This window comes from Halodesulfovibrio sp., from assembly GCF_015482765.1.
GTDB lineage: Bacteria > Desulfobacterota > Desulfovibrionia > Desulfovibrionales > Desulfovibrionaceae > Halodesulfovibrio.
Window position 1 is genome coordinate 1 of sequence record NZ_JADMLB010000006.1, and the last position, 16,837, is coordinate 16,837.

A 16,837-nucleotide genomic window follows, 5' to 3' on the forward strand; every position below is an offset into this window, starting at 1 on the left:
TCACTGGATGTTTCGGTTCAACTACACAACCGAAACCCCAGCTGGACCCCTCTGGGGCTTCCGGAAAATTGAATCGTGACGCAGAGATTGCGTATGCCAAGGCACATGTGTTGTGGAGAAACGGCGTGTGTCAAAACCCTGCCAAGGCGGCAGGCTTGCTTCGAGAGGCGTTGCGTCTGGAACCTGAGTATGGCGAAGCATGGCTGCGTCGAGGGCGCTTGCTTATTCAGTTTGCTGAATATGGAGCAGCTGTTGAAGATTTAGATAAGGCTGTCCGTTATTATCCTAAAAGTATTTCATATGCATACCGAGGGTACACAGAATTTGGGCTTGGCAATTACTTAGGAGCCAAGAAGAACTATGATGCGGCGTTAAAAATGGATGCTAAGAACGGGACTGCATGGAACTTTTTAGGTGAGTTACTTATTGCTCAGCTTAAAGTTGATGAGGGATGCGAAGCTTTGGCCGAAGGGGCAGATCTGGGATTCCCTGCTCCTTATGAGGATGCATTGAATACAGGTGTCTGCGTCGATAATTAGTGAGTATAATGGGGCCGAAGTCCCTTTATCTCGTGTGTGTTTTTGAGAAAGAGCATCTTCAAATTGAAGGTGCTCTTTTTTATTGTTCAATATGATGAAAACCTGTCCACCCCTGAACCGTATGCCTATCAGTATGGTGTCAGCTTTGTGCCATCGACGTATCAGCGTTTTCTCTTTTTCGCATACGGTATGGTTGCGAAAATAAGGAGACCATATGAATTGGAAAGATATTGGAACAAGTGTGGCAAAAGTTGCTCCGGTGCTTGGTGCTGCCTTGGGGGGGCCGGTCGGTGCTATTGCGGGAGCTGCGGGAACGCTTATCGGAAGTTTTTTGGGAGTGGAGCCGGAGCCGGAAGCCGTCGCCAAAGCCTTGCAGAATCCTGAGGCGTTATTGAAGCTTAAAGAGCTTGAAGTGAAGCAGCAGGGGCAGCTTTTGGGGTGGCAGCGTGCTCAATTAGATGCTGAACTGCGCAATGTGCAGGATGCCAGAGCGCGGGAAGTTGCCTTGGCAAAAGCTGGCCATGGTGGTGCGTGGGTAACTGGTGTGATAGCACTTGTGGTTATCTGTGGTTTTTTCTGGATGCTGAATATTGTTGTGACAACACCGGAGGTGAGTGAACCAGCGTTGCTCCTGCTTGGTTCATTGGGAACAGCTTTTGGTGCAGTGGTGAACTACTATTTAGGGTCTTCCCTTGGATCATATCGTAAAGATTCTGCGAGTGGTGGAGGTGGGAATGGCAAATTATAATGAGACCAAATGGCGTATGGACAGAAAGGTCACACTAAGTGTGGCTTTTGCCATGATTACTACTGTCGCAACTGTGGCTGGTGTGTTTAGCAGCTTTAGTGCGCGGTTGGATCATGTTGAGCAAGTTACCGGTTTGTTATCGAAAGAATATGCTGCACAGCAGCAAGTCGTGATTAAAGTTGCCCGCATTGATGAGAGGGTGGCCGCTATGCAAGGAGTGTTGTCTGAAATCAAAGCTGATTTGCGGAGGGTGCGTAAGTAATGCGACAGGGGGCGCTGAGATGAAAAGTGAAGAGGCACATGAAAAGGCGTTGTCTTCTTCTGTGGATATGATGGAAAAAGCGCAGGTGCGGAAAGCATTATCAGCAAAACAGTGGCGGTTTGTGAATGAATACCTCGTAGACTTCAACGGAAAACAGGCAGCGTGCAGGGCAGGATATGCGGCACGGTCAGCTGCAAATACGGCTTCACGGTTGCTAGCCTTGCCTGAGGTTATTCATGGAATCCGTTTGCGGCAGAATGAATTGGATTCTCGACATATCGTAACGCAAGAAGCAGTTGTGAAGGAGCTTGCCGCAGTTGGATTTGCTAATTTAAAAGATGTTTGTTCGTGGAATAACGGGCAGTTGACGATGGTCGCTTCACACGAGTTGACTGATGCACAGGCGGCATCGATTGCAGAGATAACAGAAACGGTGACTTCGCGAGGGGGGACTGTTCGCGTGAAGCAGCATTCTAAGTTGAAGGCGCTTGAGATGCTCGCTAAGCATGTTGGATTATATGAACCGCAGATGGAAATGCGGGACGGGCAGGCTCTTGAAGAATTGTCTCCGGTTTTGAAGAAGCGCTTAGAAGCAATCTACGGAATTTTATCAGAAGACTCAGCCGATTCTACCTCCTGATTTTTCAACACTTTTCATGAACAGTGTTCTCATCGATGATGAAACTTTTCTGACTGATTTTTCGTGCATAGGCTGTTTTTTTGATGAGTGTAGGCACCGCCGAAGACAGGTAATATCGGCTAATCTGTTCTTTTTTGTATACAGGTTAGCCGATTTTTTATGTGTAAAATCCGAAAAAAGTATTCTGTAAAGTGTATCATTTTAAGTGATTGTGTTACTCTCTTTGAAAGGGGATTTTTCTACAGAGGCGGAGTGAATTACTAAAAAAAAAATTTTGTATGCAATATAAATGCCTCGAATAGAATTTTCTATTTACCCCTTTATATTTCTTTCAAAATGTGTATAAGAGAGGGTTCCTGCATTGAAGATATATGGTGCTATCTTTGCGGCTGATATCGCTGGACGATGTGTATGGGAGAGCGATATGTTGCATAGGTGTTGTCGGGAAATGGTGAAAACTTTTTTTGACAAGGGTATGACTGCAAAAAAACATGTATGCACGCTTCTTTTTTGTTGTGTGTTTTTTTTGCATGCCCTTTTGTGCAAGAAACACAGTTTACGCTTTTTCGTACTGTAACTGATGACACAGGTAGCGCTTTTTTTCTGTTTGATGCAGCAAATATTTTTTCAAATACATACACATACCTTTTCTTTGATTATCGAAAATTTTGTACTGTGTTTAATCTTGAGTGAATACTCATTCAGTAAGGTAACACATTTATTTAGTTATATATTTCACAATCCTTGTGGAGCGTAGGCGTTGCACGGGGTTCCAGTTTTTGGATGAAAATCCGCACAATGCAAAAAGCATTTTATCGCCTTAAAATGCATAATTTTTGACAAATTTGTTGTGGGTTGTTATGTGAGAAGAATATACCCAAAGCCCTGTAACCTTGGGTTTTGCGGTTGGTTTTCGATAAAGGAGAGGGAATTATTTGTAGGATTTTTATAGAAAGTCATCCATAGGAGGATTTCGAATGAAAAAATTTATGCGCGTTTTAGCCTTCGGGCTGGTTGCTTCAATGATGATGACATCTGGTGCATTGGCAGCAGATACCATTAAAATCGGATTGCAGGCACCGCTCACAGGCAAATATGCATCTGAAGGTCTTGATATGAAGAATCTTGTTGAGATTCTTGCTGCTAAAGTGAATGCCGATGGTGGCGTTAACGGTAAGCAGATTGAAATTATCGCTGAAGATGATGCATTTGATCCTAAAACAGCTGCTCTTGCTGCTCAGCGTCTTGTGACTTCTGGTGTAGTTGCGGTTGTTGGTACCTATGGCTCTTCTATTACTGAAGCTGCTCAGGATATTTACGATGAAGAAGACGTTATTCAGATCGCAACCGGTTCTACCATGGTGCGTTTGACTGAAAAAGGTCTTGCTAACTTCTTCCGTACCTGTCCTCGTGACGATTCTCAGGGTGCAGCCGCTGCCCAGGTTTTGAAAGACCGCGGATACAAACGTATTGCTATCCTGCATGACAACTCTTCCTACGCGAAAGGGTTGGCTGAAGAAACTCGTAAGCTTCTCGACGACAAGACTGTTGTATTTTATGACGCTCTCAACCCGGGCGAGCAGGATTACAACACTATTCTTACCAAGATTAAAGGCTTCAACCCTGACGTAATTTTCTACACTGGCTACTTTAACGAAGCAGGCTTACTGCTGCGCCAGAAAAAAGAAATGAAATGGGATGTTGCTATGATGGGCGGCGATGCCACTAACAACCTTGACCTTGTTAAGATTGCTGGTAACGACGCTGCTAAAGGCTTCTTTTTCGTGAGCCCTCCGGGCGTTAACGATCTTACTTCTCCTTTTGCAAAAGACATTCTGGATAAATACAAAGCTGAGTACTCTGTGCTTCCTGCTTCTATCTGGTCTGTATTTGCCGGTGATGCTTTCCTTGCTATTGTGGAAGCACTCCGCCAGACAGATTCTACTGATCCAGAAGTTCTTTCCGATTACTTACGTAACAAAATGGAAGAATTCCCAGGTCTTACCGGTACTATCGCTTTTGATGAAAAAGGCGACCGCTCCGGCAAGTTCTACCGCGTTAGCGAAGTTAATGCTAACGGCGAATTCGTAATGTTACCGTAAATTCGGCTTCACTTTTCCGGAGTACAGCACGGCAAGGGTGCTGTACTCTGGATTTTACCGTTTTTTTCTCAACGGGATTTCCACATGGAAGAATTTTTTCAGCAGCTAACAAATGGTTTGGCGGTTGGCGGCATTTATGCCCTTATCGCACTTGGCTACACCATGGTTTATGGTGTGTTAAAATTGATTAACTTTGCACACGGTGACCTTTTTACAATTGGTGCCTTTTTAGGGCTTACGCTGCTTACATCTTTAGGTCTTACAGATTCTGTCGGACCGGTTGCAGGACTTCTTGTTCTTGCTGTTATGGTTGTGGTTCTTGTCGGCGTAGTAGGATACCTGCTCGAACGTATCGCGTATCGTCCGCTTAGAACTTCACCGCGTCTTTCCGCAGTTGTAAGTGCTCTTGGTGCCTCTATCTTTTTCCAGAACGCAATTATGCTTATCTGGGGTGCACGTCCGCTCGTATACCCGCACGGTCTGTTACCGAACATTACTGTGGATATCTTCGGCGTAGAGTTGCCACTTATCCGTATCATTATGTTTGCTATTTCTGTGCTGCTTATGTGCGGTCTTTATTACCTTACACATAAGACACGCATCGGTACCGCCATTCGCGCTGCTGCAATCGATCAGGGTGCAGCGAAGCTGATGGGTATTGATGTTAACCGTGTTATCAGCCTTGTTTTCATGATCGGCCCTGCACTTGGTGGTGCAGCCGGTGTTATGGTTGGTCTGTACTACGGTCAGATTAACTTTACTATGGGCTGGCTCTACGGTCTTAAAGCGTTTACCGCAGCGATTCTCGGCGGCATCGGCAACATTCCGGGCGCTATGCTCGGCGGTTTGCTGCTGGGTGTTGTTGAATCGTTGGGAGCTGCATACATTTCCATTGCGTGGAAAGATGCAATCTCCTTCCTTGTTCTCATTCTCATTTTGATCGTCCGTCCTACCGGACTGTTGGGCGAAAGGGTGGCTGACAAGGTATGATGATTAGAAAACAAGACATACTGTGCCTTGCGGGTGCGGCTGTTTTTGCCTGTTCCCCGCTTGTTCTGGATGCATACTGGACTGACGTGCTGAACAATATCGGGTTGTACGCAATTCTTGCGCTCAGCTTGAATATTATTCTCGGTCAGTGTGGTCTGTTCCAGATGGGACATGCAGCGTTTTTTGCTATTGGTGCCTACACCTCTGCAATTTTGAATACAATGTTCGATATTCCGCTGCTTTGGACTATGCCTCTTGCCGGTATTCTTGCCGGTATTTTCGGGCTGATTGTAGCGCGTCCTATTATTCATCTTCGCGGTGATTACTTGTTGATTGTTACAATCGGTATTGTTGAAATTATCCGAATTGCCCTTATCAACGATGTAGGTGGATTGACCGGCGGTGCTAACGGCATCTTCGGTATTGATCGCCCTATGTTGTTCGGTCTTAAAATTAAACGTCCGTACCAGTTCTTCTACCTTATCTGGGGCTTCTGTGCTGTAACCATTTTCTTGTTCCACAGATTAGAAAACTCCCGATTCGGCAGGGCGCTTAACTATATTAAAGATGACGACGTGGCTGCAGAAGGTTCCGGTATTGATATTTCCAAGTACAAGCTCATTGCATTTGTTATCGGTGCGTTCTGGGCTGGCATGGTGGGAACTATCTTTGCCGGTAAAATGAAGATTATTTCTCCGGAATCCTTCTCCTTCTGGGAGTCTGTATTATTGTTCACCATTGTAATTCTTGGCGGAATGGGCTCCATCCGTGGTGTGCTTCTTGGTGCATTCCTTATTATCGGTTTGCCGGAAGTGTTCCGCGATTTTGCCTCTGCCCGAATGTTGATTTTCGGTGCCGCAATGGTTGCAATGATGATCTTCCGCACTCAGGGGCTGTTGCCTCCGTTACCGCGAAAGTATGATGTTTCGCGCTTTTTCAGCAAAGCTGAAGGAGAGCAGTCATGAGTCTTGTAGAACTTAAGAATCTTACAAAAACCTTTGGTGGCCTGCTGGCTGTTAACGATGTTTCCTTCAATGTTGAAGAAGGTTCCATTGTTGGACTTATCGGTCCTAACGGCGCAGGGAAAACCACAGTGTTTAACCTGATTACAGGTAACTACATTCCTGACACCGGCGAAGCCGTATTCAACGGCAAGAATGTGGTGGGCATGCAGACTCACCGCATTGTGAATCTGGGTATTGCACGTACGTTCCAGACCATTCGTCTTTTCAAAAGTTTGAATGCGTTGGAAAACGTTCTTTCCGGATGTCACTGCCGTATGAAATCCGGCGTGTTCGCCTCCATGTTCCGTACCCGTAAGCAGCGTGCTGAAGAGAAGCATGTGCTTGAAAAAGCCATGGCTGAACTTGAGTTCGTCGGCCTTAAGGATCAGTGGGATATTCAGGCGGACAGCTTGTCTTACGGCAAGCAGCGTCTGCTGGAAATCGCACGTGCACTTGCAACCGAGCCTAAGTTTATCATTCTTGATGAACCGGCCGGCGGTATGAACGATCAGGAGACGCAGGAGCTTATCGACATCATTAAGGCTATCCGCGACCGCGGTATTACTGTTTTGCTTATTGAGCATGACATGAGTCTTGTGATGAAGATTTGTGAGCACCTTGTTGTTCTTGAATACGGTGCAGTTATTGCGGAAGGTGATCCGGAAACCATTAAAAATGATCCCCGGGTTATCGAAGCATACCTCGGTGCTGATGACGATCTGCTGTAAGGGAGACGTATATGTTACTTGAACTTCGTGACCTGCACGTAAATTACGGCAACGTTGAAGCACTGCACGGCATCAATCTTTCAGTAAATGAAGGTGAAATTGTAACCATTCTTGGTGCAAACGGAGCTGGTAAATCCACTACATTGAACTCAATCTGCGGTCTTGTTAAAGCGACCAAAGGTGAGATTCTTCTTGATGGTGAACCTATTCATTCTGTGCCGGCACATAATATTGTGAAGATGGGTATTTCTCAGTCTCCGGAAGGTCGTCGTGTTTTTTCTACCCTTACTGTAGAAGAAAACATGGATCTCGGGGCATTCACCATGAAGGATAGTGCAAAGATTGAGCGCAATAGAGAGTGGATTTACGATCTGTTCCCGCGCTTGCTCGAACGCCGTACCCAGTTAGCCGGTACTCTTTCCGGTGGTGAACAGCAGATGCTTGCAATAGGTCGTGCGTTGATGTCCAGCCCTCGACTTTTGCTGCTCGATGAGCCTTCACTCGGACTTGCTCCGATTCTGGTTAAATCTATTTTTGAAACTATCCGTAAAATTAACAAGCACGGCCTCACTGTTATTCTGGTTGAACAGAATGCTCGTGCGGCTCTCAAGCTTGCTGATCGCGGGTATGTAATGGAAGTTGGTAACATCGTTCTTGCTGATGATGCCAAATCCTTGCTTTCCAATCCGGAAATCCAATCCGCGTATCTTGGCGGTAAAGGATTGTAGGTTTGTAGCTACCGAGCACCATTACACGCTGTTGATTCTTGCATAGAAAAAGGCTGCCCTGAAAAATCAGGACAGCCTTTTTTATTTACAGTCGGTTTGGACGAATTGCGACGCTGATACGGGCAATGGAGGTCCATTGCAGGTCATGCGCGAAGCATGAGCCTTACTCTGTGCTGTTAGACGTTACCGCCATAATGTGGTGGAGGACCGTCATCTACGCCGCCGTCATCAAGAACAGGACTGAGCTGGCGGACGCGCAAGATGAGTGCTTCCATTTTCTTTTCCATTTCATCAAGCTGGAATTGCTGATTGGTCAGGGCTTCGTTGAGTTCGGAAATTGTTTTGTCCTGAAAGTACAGCTGCTCTTCTAGTTGTGTGATGCGTTCTTTGGTTTCTTTCATGCCTGCTCCTTTGCAAGGTTGCAGATGATATCGAATTCTTTTTTATCCACGGGCATTACAGAAAGACGGGAGCCTTTTCGCAGTAATTCCATGTTTTCCAGACCAGGAATCTGGCGCAGCTCTTTTAGGGTAAGAGCTCTTGGAAATTCTTCTACAAATTTAACATCCACCATAAACCATCGCGGGTTATCTTCGGTTGATTTGGGGTCAAAATGATCATCTTCCGGATTCCAAGCAGTATGATCCGGATAGCTTTCCCGTACAACCTCGCATACGCCTACTACAGAGGGATTTGTGACGCTGTGGTAGAACAGCACCATGTCCCCGAGCTTCATTTCATCACGCATAAAATTACGCGCTTGATAGTTTCTTACTCCGTCCCACGAGGTGGTCTGGTTCGGTTCGTTCTTTAGTGTGTCAATTGAGTAGCAACCGGGTTCAGATTTTACGAGCCAGTAGTTAGCCATAGTAAGCTCCGTTTCTATAATGAAGACTGGTGGCAGCCGGAATGATAGATCTGTTTCTATACCGTCAGATTAGCTTAGTCTGTTTTTGAATACAAGCTGAAGCCAAGTGCATGGAACACTGTAGTGAGGTAGAGGGTAGCACAGTTTGGCACATGCAGTAATAGATTTCTTTTTGCTTCTGTATGGATAAATAAACTGATTTGCTGAAAAGCAGAGAGAGTGTATTTTCTTTTATCTAATGAATTTAAAGAGATATGTAGTTGTGAAGCCTGCAATGAGTCATTTCAAGTAAGATTCGAATTGCCTTTCGTGTGTGACTGAACTTTGTTAGAGTAACATACAGAAACATAATAAAAATTCCCCTTGGAGGAATCTATGCTGACTCGTTGGGTTTCGTTACTGTCTGGACTGTTCTTTTTTGTGGTTTCGGTGTGTTTGCCGTTACAGGCTGATGCACGCACAAAGCAGAACGGGCAGACGCTGTATGTTCCGGCATATTCCTACATTTACCATGGCAATAAGGAAGCTAAGCTTAATCTTACGACAACACTTAGCATTCGTAACACCAGCCGCAAAGAGAGCATACGTGTTCTAAGCGTGGAGTTTTATGACACAGATGGAAAGCTGTTACGCAGTTACCTTGAAGAGCCTGTTACGATGAAACCTCTTCAGTCTGTCCGCTATGTGGTCAAACTTGATGACGATTCCGGCGGCTCCGGTGCCAACTTTATTGTGAAGTGGGATGCGGAAAAAGCCGTAGATGTTCCAATTATTGAAAGTATCATGCTCGGAACGGGGTCATCATATGGATTCGCCTTTCTGACACAGGGTGTGCCCATAGAATAACTTACTCTTCAAGCCAGTCTGTCAGCAATGGTGGTGTAGATACGTAACTGATCGGTTTCCAACGGCATTGGGCGGTAAGCTCAATGCCGTGTTGAATTACAGAGACTGGTCTGTCTGCAGATACAACAATAGCAATGATGTGTTTATGCATGGCGGTGAAACGGACAGCGGAATTGAAGCGTGCGCCTCGTGCTCTGTTCTCACCCGGAACGGTTCTGCCATCCAGCAGACAGGCAAAGCCCAACAGTGTAGAACTTTTGCTGATATGAAGTGCTCCGTCTACTTTAGCGAGGGAGCAGGCAATATCGATATTCTCCGGCATGCTTAAATCGAGAGGTGTCTGAAGTGTTTGTCCGGCGATGTTGCGCGGAATGGTATTTAGATCAAGGACAAGCGTGCAGCCATGTTTTCGTTCTCTGGCCTGTATGACAACATTGGTAGTGTGTTGAAACATACTGTGCTGTTGCTTCGGCGTCAGTGTGGATTCCAGCAGTGCTTCTTCAAGCTGCACAAGGTTCGGTCGCCTGTTGGTTGCTTGAAAATTTCCTGATGCAAAGCTGCATATGAGTTCATCATCCAGATGAACCATGCCGTGGTTCCCTTCAAAAGTCGCGAGAATAGAGCCGGGAGGTAATTCTCCGGATGCAACACCTGCAAGGGTGCAGCCGTCGGATATAAGGAACCGTTCTGTATTTTCAACTGCCTGAAGAGTTTTTCTACAGTGGCGTAAATTAACCAGCAGCGGTTGTTCCATGCGCGGAAAGGATGCCTGAAAGTGCACATGCTGGAGCAGGCGCGGTTCTACAAACGCAATTTTACCTCTAGGCCATTCGCCTTCTTCACGAGTATTAGAAATACCTAAAATAGCATTAAGGGTTGGATAAATACGTAAATAGGTATCCATTCCTAAAGCTTCGCTCCGTTTGTCGATAATATAATCACGGATGGCGTGCTGGGCATAGCCTTGCAGAACATAGCTTGAGGTATCATTGCGCAAAGCATCCTGGCTGAAATCTGCACAAAGCTGCGTTGCTGCGTATTCGAGCCATCGCAGTGTAGGCCCTTTGGAACATAAGTCCGGATGTTGTTCAGTGAACCACATTTGGAAGGGGAGTGCAGTGCAGGAACCGCCGTACGTGATGAGGCCGGAAAGTTGCGGGTCATCCGTAGGTGTGAATTCTGGCAGAAGTTTACAGGAAACAGTTTCCTGAAATGTTGTCAGAAGATCCTTGAGGCGCGGTTGGTGACCATCGAGCAAATTTTGGGGATCAAGAATATAGAATGGTCCCTCTGCTTCAAGACAGACGATCAATGCCACTCTGCTGGGACCGGCATAGTGCGATAGTCCATCGCTCAGCCCATCCAGAATGTTATAAATACTCCTTCTCCAGTAGGATGTATCAATTGCAGTCACCGTTTCCTCCTCGCAACAAATCTATGCCATCAGGGATAATGGCATACCGGAAATATAAGCTCATGTACGTTGTGTAATTAAATGAGAGCATACATGAAATAGCGCTGCTATTAAAAATTGAAGTGCGTGCAACTAATTGTGATAACAGAAAATCAGCGCGCATCATTATGCTGGATATAATATTGGTAGGGTATATGCATGTTGGAAAAGGGGCAAGGTCTAGTGTGCATTTTTGAAGTGAATCCCCTGCTTATACGAGTATATATAATCGTAAGGGTAGTGCAAAATTTTCTAACTGTAGTATAGATATACTTGGTCGTAGCGTTCGTATCCGTATATATCGGAGTATGTTAGATAAGAAACGAACCGCATATTCAGGGAAAAAATATGACTAAAAAACGGGCAAAGGGAAAAATACTCCCATTTCATACACAGCAGAAAGACCCGAATGTTTTTGATGACTCCACGGATATTCCGACTGAAGACACAGCAGGTGGAGTTATAGATGAGGCAAAAGGGCAGCAGTCCGAAGCTGACTCTGGAAAAGTTGATATTGAAGTACGGCTTGATCTTGACCCTTGGTCTGATGAAGCGTGGCAGGCTTCCTTGACTGGTGTGGAGAGTGACCTTGTTACCGAGTTGTTCGGTGATGAAAAGCAGCCTGCTGCGCATAATGAAGTGACTATCGAAGAAATGCAGTGGCTGTTGAAAAATCCTATGGACGGTTCTGGTGATGACGTCCTTTCTGAAGAAGATGTTCCTCCAGACTTTGTTTTAGGATTACCGCCTAAACAACTTGCTGATGCTCAAAAGCATGGCACTCTGACTCATCTGTTAGAATATCGTTATCGTCGTTCGATGCAGTTTCCGGTTCTTGATAAGGTCATGAATAAATTTTCCGCAGTTGCAACCAAGAGGCTGCGCCAGATAACCGGACAATCCTGCCAAGTGAAGGCAATTCGTTGCGCAAAAGCTCCTTTTGACGTCTGGCTTCGCATGGATCATCCGGTGGCAACATCCTTTTCTTTATTTCCACTGGATGGTGTAAGCGTTTTCGGTATTGAACGGGATGTGGCTTTAGCGTTAGCTCAGGCAACATTCTCATCAGGTGGGCTTGAGCCCGTCTCGCAGCTTCTTACGCGTGTGGCTGCGTTGAAGAAGCACAACAAGGGTGCGTCTCCATTTCCTATTGCAGGCAGTGTAGTACGGCATATGCTTCATTTGATGCTGCTAGATTTTGAATGGGCTTTGGCGCCGTTTTATGAAGTTGAGTCAATACACGGCAAAGCTGATGAGCCTGCGTTATACAGTAAGCATTTCTGGCTTGATGAGCCTTGCGTCGTGTGTGAGCTCCAAGTCAGTATCGAGATGAATGCGAGTTCTGCTAATGGTTACTCAAGTAGCAGCGGGACTATGATGATGGTTTTTCCTGAAAAAATGCTGGAGGAAATTCTTCCAATTTTTACTGGCGAACAATCTTTGCTGGTTCCTGAATTCACTGAAATGGAAACGTCAGCTGTCGAAAAGTTGTTGCGGCTTGATGATGACGCGTTGCGAACTGAACTGGAAGGACAACACCCGCTTTCTGCCGCGGTAATTTTATCCCAGTTGTCTGAAGACAGGCGGTATACCTTGCTCGAAGGTATGAGCGAAGAGAAGCAGGAAGGCATCGAACGAAGAGTCGGGCACAGGGCAGGAATTGAAAAGGTTTTGTCAGAGCCGCAGCAGTTTGTTGCCTCTGTTCTTGCTCTTGGTGAAACCCATGCAGCACAGGTGCTGAGCAGTTTTTCACCGGAAGCCGCCGCGGGATTTTTGCGTGAGGCAGGTAAGCTGCCTTCTTTATATCCAGAGCAGGTAACTGCATTACTGAAAAGTAGAAACAGCTCTATTGTCAGCAGCGGGGCGTTGGTGGTGGATAGTGCTTTGGTTCGTCGTTTGATGATTCGGGCAATCTCAGCAGAAGATATGGCGCAGGTTGTGGCTTTGTGTCGTAATAAGCGGGTACATATGCCGTTTGCTTTGCTGTTGTCTGTTCCAGTTAACGATATAGCTGAGGTGCTTCGTGCGGAGCCGTTTCCGCTTCAAGCAACAGTTCTTGTTTTGTTACTAGAAACGGACAGAGAGTATGCAGCAGCGTTGTTCGGCGCCTTTGACTCTACCGAGCAGAAAAGCATTGTCGCCTTACTGCCTCAACGGAAGCGAATTGAACCAGAGTTTGTTACGTTGTTAGAAAATTACCTTATGGCACAGTTGGCAAATAGAACCGAAAAAGATGCTTTGAGTATTCCGGAACAGGAACAGTGGGCTGTGTCCGGTACTGTGGACTGGTTGCTGGAGCAGATTACGCTATCTGGTGACGAGTGATTTTTTTAAATAAGAAATAAGAAAGCCGACAAGCATAGAGCTTGTCGGCTTTTTTTATACATCAGTCCGGGAACATTAGCGTTTGTTGACTGCAAACGGAGACGCTTTTCCCTGTCCAGATTGATTATTGCGTTTTTGCTGGGAGTTGCGTCCGGCATGTTTTCCTGAGCCGCGTTTTCCAGCAGAACGTTTGTTGTCGGAACCACTTTTCTTTGCACTATACGCGCCGCGGTTGCCTTTCTGAGGTTTTCCATTTTTACGTCCTACTGAAGGCATCAAGATGTGGTGCTGGCGCAGGCGTTCGGCGTCGGTTCGAGCTACTGGAATCTCGTTTCCTTTTTCATCAATGCGTGCGTAGTAGGATGCAGTCGCCACGGTTCCCGGTGTAGGGATAAAACACTGTACCTGCTGAGGCTGCCAGCCTCTTGCACGGAGCCAGTTACCCAGTTCATGCATGTGATTATCTGTACAGCCGGGGAAGGCACTCATAAGGTACGGAATTACGTACTGTTCTTTGCCGGCTTGTTCTGAGTACTTTTTAAATGCTCCGAGGAAATTTTCAAAGGATGCGAGACCCGGCTTACGCATACGGTTCAGCACAGCATCACAGATATGTTCAGGGGCAACTTTAAGTTGGCCGCCGGTAAACTCCATGGTGTATGCGCGTAGAGCTGTTTCTTCTTTTTGAGCGAGATCGTAACGGACTCCGCTTGCTACCCTGACATTTTTGATGCCTTTAACTTTCTGGATATCGCGCAGAAGGCGGATTCCGTCTGCCTGATTGACAGCAAATTGCGGACAGACCTTAGGGTGCATGCAGCTTTGACGTTTGCATTTTTCAGGATTCGCTTTGCAGTATGCCTGCCACATGTTTGCGGAAGGACCGCCTACGTCGCTGATAGAACCGTTGAATCGTTTGTTGCGGGTAAGTGTTTCCACTTCCTGCATGATGGATTCTTTACTGCGTGATGCAATGCGTCGTCCCTGATGCAGTGCCAGTGAGCAGAATGAGCAGCCCCCGCCACAGCCTCTATGGGTTGTGATGCTTGTTGTCATCATGTCTACGCATGGAATTTTTTCTGTATAGGACGGGTGTTGTGTCTTGGCGTACGGCAGTCCGTACAGTTCGTCCATTTCTTCTTCTGATAAAGGCAGAGCCGGCGGAGCAAGGAGGACAGCTCGTTTACCCACAGGCTGGATTGCCCAGCCGTCTGCTTCCTGAACATGTCGTTCAAGAGCGAGCGTTGCTGTCATCAGCTTTTTGGCGTCTGCTTCAATTTCTTCATGGGACGGGAGTTCAACGATTTTTGCCTGTGAAGGAATATCTTCCCGCGTCCCCATGTAGGCAATACCCCGAACATCCTGAGCAATGTAAGAGAAAGGAGTGCCTGAAGTTTCGCCGTACTGGTCGAGAACATGGGCAATATGCAGCATGGCGTATTCACCCATGCCGTAGACAACACAGTCTGCTTTACTGTCGAGCAGGATTGAGCGGCGGAGCTTATCTGTCCAGAAATCGTAGTGAGTTATGCGGCGTAATGAGGCTTCAATGCCGCCGATAACAACTGGAATGTGTGGAAAAGCACTACGCACAAGGTTAGAGTAGACAATTGTTGCACGGTTTGGACGTGCTCCGGCTTTTCCACCCGGCGTATATGCGTCATCATGACGTTTTTTTCTAAACGCGGTGTAATGCGCCAGCATGGAGTCAATTGCACCTGCACTGACAGATGCGAAGAGGCGTGGACGTCCCATCGCGAGGATGTCATCCGTTGTATCCCAGCGTGGCTGTGCAACAATGCCTACGCGGTATCCGTGACCGACCAGCCAGCGTCCTAGAAGGGAAGCTGCGAAGCTTGGATGGTCAACATATGAGTCGCCTGTAACGAAGAGTATATCCAGCTCATCCCAACCAAGTTCATCCATTTCCTTTTTGGACATAGGAAGAAAAGCAGGTTGCTCAAGCGGTGTACGCCCGAGAACCGGATGTGCCGATGTTTGATTCCATGTTTTTGTCATGCGCGGAATATAAGGATTGGACAGTGGTCTGGCAATAGACAATGCCTGTACGGGCAAATTAATCCCTTGTGTAATAGCTCTACGCTTCGAAAAGGAGGCTGAAGAGCGACATCAATCCGAATACAATGATGATAGTGCCGGAAATTTTGCTGATGAGTCGGCTATGCTGTTTTACATAGTTACGCATTGCGCTTGCGAAGAATGAAAGTCCGCACCACCAGATTGCTGACCCGAGGAATACGCCGAAAACAAGCGATGCTGCTCCCGGTGCACCGGCATCTCCGTCGATACCGAATGTGGCAAAGATAACGGTGAAGGCGATAATTGTTCCGGGGTTCATTGCTGTGAGAACAAAAGTGCTGAGCCATGCGGTAAGAAGGCTGGGTTTGTTTTGTTCAACCTGTACGCTGTCAGCTTCTGAAACAAATGTAGGGCGCTGTCGCATCATGTGAATGCCGATAGCAATGAAAAGGAGACCACCTACGCATTTAATGATGCTGCTTGAGTCCGTAATGAGATTGGTTATAGCGACAAGCCCGAATGCTGCTACTGCACCGTAAAATAAATCTGCAGAGGCTGCTCCGAGACCGGAGATAACGCCGACCAGTTTGCCGTACTTTAAGGTTCGGTGGATACAGAGAACACCCACTGGACCGACAGGCGCAGCAATGGTGAGTCCGATAAGCAGACCTTTGAGGAAGAAAAATAAAAGGGCAAGGCTCATTGTTTATGGGAATCCTTTAACGGTATTTCAATGGTGAAACGTGAAAAGTCTCTGACATTATACCGCAAAAAAAGTTTTATGGAAGCTGCATATATGTTTGCAGGGAAGGGAAGACATAAAAAAAGTCGACCTAAAGGTCGACTCTTTTTTTATTCTAACAAACTGGATTCGTTATTTTGCCGGTGGTGCGATAAGTTCTGGAGCGCCAGAACCCATTTTACCTTTTCCACCCATCATGCCGCCCATCATTCCACCGCCTTTTTTACCGCCGGTGTTATGACCTGCCATAAATGCATGCCATTCTTCGTGTGAAATGCCGCCAGAGTTATCTTTATCGATAGTTTTGAAGGCAAGTTCTTTCATGGAAGGGTAGGTTTTGGAAAATTCTTCCCAGCTTACGACGCCGTCGCCGTTTGTATCCATTTTTCCGAATTTAGTATCGGCTGAGACGGCGGTTGCAAAAATACATACGAAAGCAAGGGCAAATAGAATTTTTTTCATGATATCTCCTTGTGCAGCAGGCTACTTGCAGCGCTGTGCAGTTTTATGCACGGATGCAGGCAGTCGTTAAAATATCAGGTAAGTATGCCTGCGGTATGGTCTAACTGTAGGCAGGTAAAAAAAGTATCCTGCAAATTAAACGTGCGTAGAATACTCATGAAAGGGCGCTGCGTCTACCGTGTATAAAAACTATACAGTCGGATTACATTACAGTTCGTATCTGCATGAAAATACTGAAATACAAAAAAAGCCTCTTTCTTGCGAAAGAGGCTTTTGAATTCTGGCTCCTCGAGTAGGACTTGAACCTACAACCTAGTGATTAACAGTCACCCGCTCTGCCTATTGAGCCATCGAGGAATA

General features: G+C 46.4%; 17 protein-coding genes and 1 tRNA gene. 11 read left to right on the forward strand and 7 right to left on the reverse strand.

Going from position 1 to position 16,837, the window contains the following annotated elements:
• The 9 genes from QZY95_RS00685 to QZY95_RS00725 form a co-directional block, all read left to right on the forward strand.
• Positions 1-539, forward strand: a 539-nt coding sequence (locus QZY95_RS00685) for a tetratricopeptide repeat protein (RefSeq protein ID WP_290917964.1), incomplete at its 5' end; no start/stop codon positions are given.
• A 214-nt stretch (positions 540-753) separates the two neighbouring features.
• Entirely contained in the window at positions 754-1,287 is a 534-nt protein-coding gene (locus QZY95_RS00690; RefSeq protein ID WP_290917966.1) for a hypothetical protein, read from the forward strand.
• Positions 1,274-1,549 (forward strand): hypothetical protein, encoded by a 276-nt coding sequence (locus tag QZY95_RS00695; protein WP_290917970.1) that lies wholly within the window; start codon positions 1,274-1,276, stop codon positions 1,547-1,549. The genes QZY95_RS00690 and QZY95_RS00695 overlap by 14 nt, the downstream gene beginning before the upstream one ends.
• A gap of 19 nt (positions 1,550-1,568) precedes the next feature.
• Positions 1,569-2,189 carry a terminase small subunit gene (locus QZY95_RS00700; protein ID WP_290917973.1) on the forward strand — a complete coding sequence of 207 codons (621 nt, stop codon included), beginning with the start codon at positions 1,569-1,571 and terminating at the stop codon, positions 2,187-2,189.
• A gap of 977 nt (positions 2,190-3,166) precedes the next feature.
• Positions 3,167-4,291 carry a branched-chain amino acid ABC transporter substrate-binding protein gene (locus tag QZY95_RS00705; protein WP_290917976.1) on the forward strand — a complete coding sequence of 375 codons (1,125 nt, stop codon included), beginning with the start codon at positions 3,167-3,169 and terminating at the stop codon, positions 4,289-4,291.
• 84 nt (positions 4,292-4,375) lie between these two features.
• The gene (locus tag QZY95_RS00710; protein ID WP_290917979.1) at positions 4,376-5,281 is read left to right on the forward strand and encodes a branched-chain amino acid ABC transporter permease; all 906 of its coding nucleotides are present in this window, start codon (positions 4,376-4,378) and stop codon (positions 5,279-5,281) included.
• Entirely contained in the window at positions 5,278-6,246 is a 969-nt protein-coding gene (locus QZY95_RS00715; RefSeq protein ID WP_290917982.1) for a branched-chain amino acid ABC transporter permease, read from the forward strand. Before QZY95_RS00710 ends, QZY95_RS00715 begins: the two co-directional genes overlap by 4 nt.
• The gene (locus tag QZY95_RS00720; protein ID WP_290917985.1) at positions 6,243-7,013 is read left to right on the forward strand and encodes an ABC transporter ATP-binding protein; all 771 of its coding nucleotides are present in this window, start codon (positions 6,243-6,245) and stop codon (positions 7,011-7,013) included. The genes QZY95_RS00715 and QZY95_RS00720 overlap by 4 nt, the downstream gene beginning before the upstream one ends.
• An 11-nt stretch (positions 7,014-7,024) precedes the next feature.
• The gene (locus tag QZY95_RS00725; RefSeq protein WP_290917988.1) at positions 7,025-7,741 is read left to right on the forward strand and encodes an ABC transporter ATP-binding protein; all 717 of its coding nucleotides are present in this window, start codon (positions 7,025-7,027) and stop codon (positions 7,739-7,741) included.
• A gap of 176 nt (positions 7,742-7,917) precedes the next feature.
• On the opposite strand, the gene QZY95_RS00730 is transcribed toward QZY95_RS00725, so the two are convergent.
• Both QZY95_RS00730 and QZY95_RS00735 read right to left on the reverse strand, forming a co-directional pair.
• Positions 7,918-8,142, reverse strand: a complete 225-nt coding sequence (locus QZY95_RS00730; protein ID WP_290917992.1) for a SlyX family protein — start codon at positions 8,140-8,142, stop codon at positions 7,918-7,920.
• The gene (locus QZY95_RS00735) at positions 8,139-8,609 is read right to left on the reverse strand and encodes an EVE domain-containing protein (RefSeq protein WP_290917996.1); all 471 of its coding nucleotides are present in this window, start codon (positions 8,607-8,609) and stop codon (positions 8,139-8,141) included. The genes QZY95_RS00730 and QZY95_RS00735 overlap by 4 nt, the downstream gene beginning before the upstream one ends.
• Positions 8,610-8,984: 375 nt before the next feature.
• Between QZY95_RS00735 and QZY95_RS00740 the strand changes: the two genes are divergently transcribed.
• Complete coding sequence (locus QZY95_RS00740) at positions 8,985-9,455, forward strand: DUF3124 domain-containing protein (protein ID WP_290917999.1); 471 nt, start codon at positions 8,985-8,987, stop codon at positions 9,453-9,455.
• 1 nt (position 9,456) lies between these two features.
• Here QZY95_RS00740 and QZY95_RS00745 read toward each other — a convergent pair whose 3' ends face one another.
• Positions 9,457-10,869 carry a DNA integrity scanning protein DisA nucleotide-binding domain protein gene (locus QZY95_RS00745; RefSeq protein ID WP_290918001.1) on the reverse strand — a complete coding sequence of 471 codons (1,413 nt, stop codon included), beginning with the start codon at positions 10,867-10,869 and terminating at the stop codon, positions 9,457-9,459.
• 387 nt (positions 10,870-11,256) lie between these two features.
• On the opposite strand from QZY95_RS00745, the gene QZY95_RS00750 reads away from it, so the two are divergent.
• Positions 11,257-13,233 (forward strand): hypothetical protein, encoded by a 1,977-nt coding sequence (locus QZY95_RS00750; protein ID WP_290918004.1) that lies wholly within the window; start codon positions 11,257-11,259, stop codon positions 13,231-13,233.
• 75 nt (positions 13,234-13,308) lie between these two features.
• On the opposite strand, the gene QZY95_RS00755 is transcribed toward QZY95_RS00750, so the two are convergent.
• The 4 genes from QZY95_RS00755 to QZY95_RS00770 form a co-directional block, all read right to left on the reverse strand.
• Positions 13,309-15,252 (reverse strand): YgiQ family radical SAM protein, encoded by a 1,944-nt coding sequence (locus QZY95_RS00755; protein WP_290918011.1) that lies wholly within the window; start codon positions 15,250-15,252, stop codon positions 13,309-13,311.
• A 79-nt stretch (positions 15,253-15,331) separates the two neighbouring features.
• Positions 15,332-15,976, reverse strand: a complete 645-nt coding sequence (locus QZY95_RS00760; protein ID WP_290918006.1) for a LysE family transporter — start codon at positions 15,974-15,976, stop codon at positions 15,332-15,334.
• Positions 15,977-16,147: 171 nt separating this feature from the next.
• Complete coding sequence (locus QZY95_RS00765; RefSeq protein WP_290918008.1) at positions 16,148-16,477, reverse strand: EF-hand domain-containing protein; 330 nt, start codon at positions 16,475-16,477, stop codon at positions 16,148-16,150.
• 281 nt (positions 16,478-16,758) lie between these two features.
• A tRNA-Asn gene (locus QZY95_RS00770) sits at positions 16,759-16,834 on the reverse strand.
• Between the last annotated feature and the right edge of the window lie 3 nt (positions 16,835-16,837).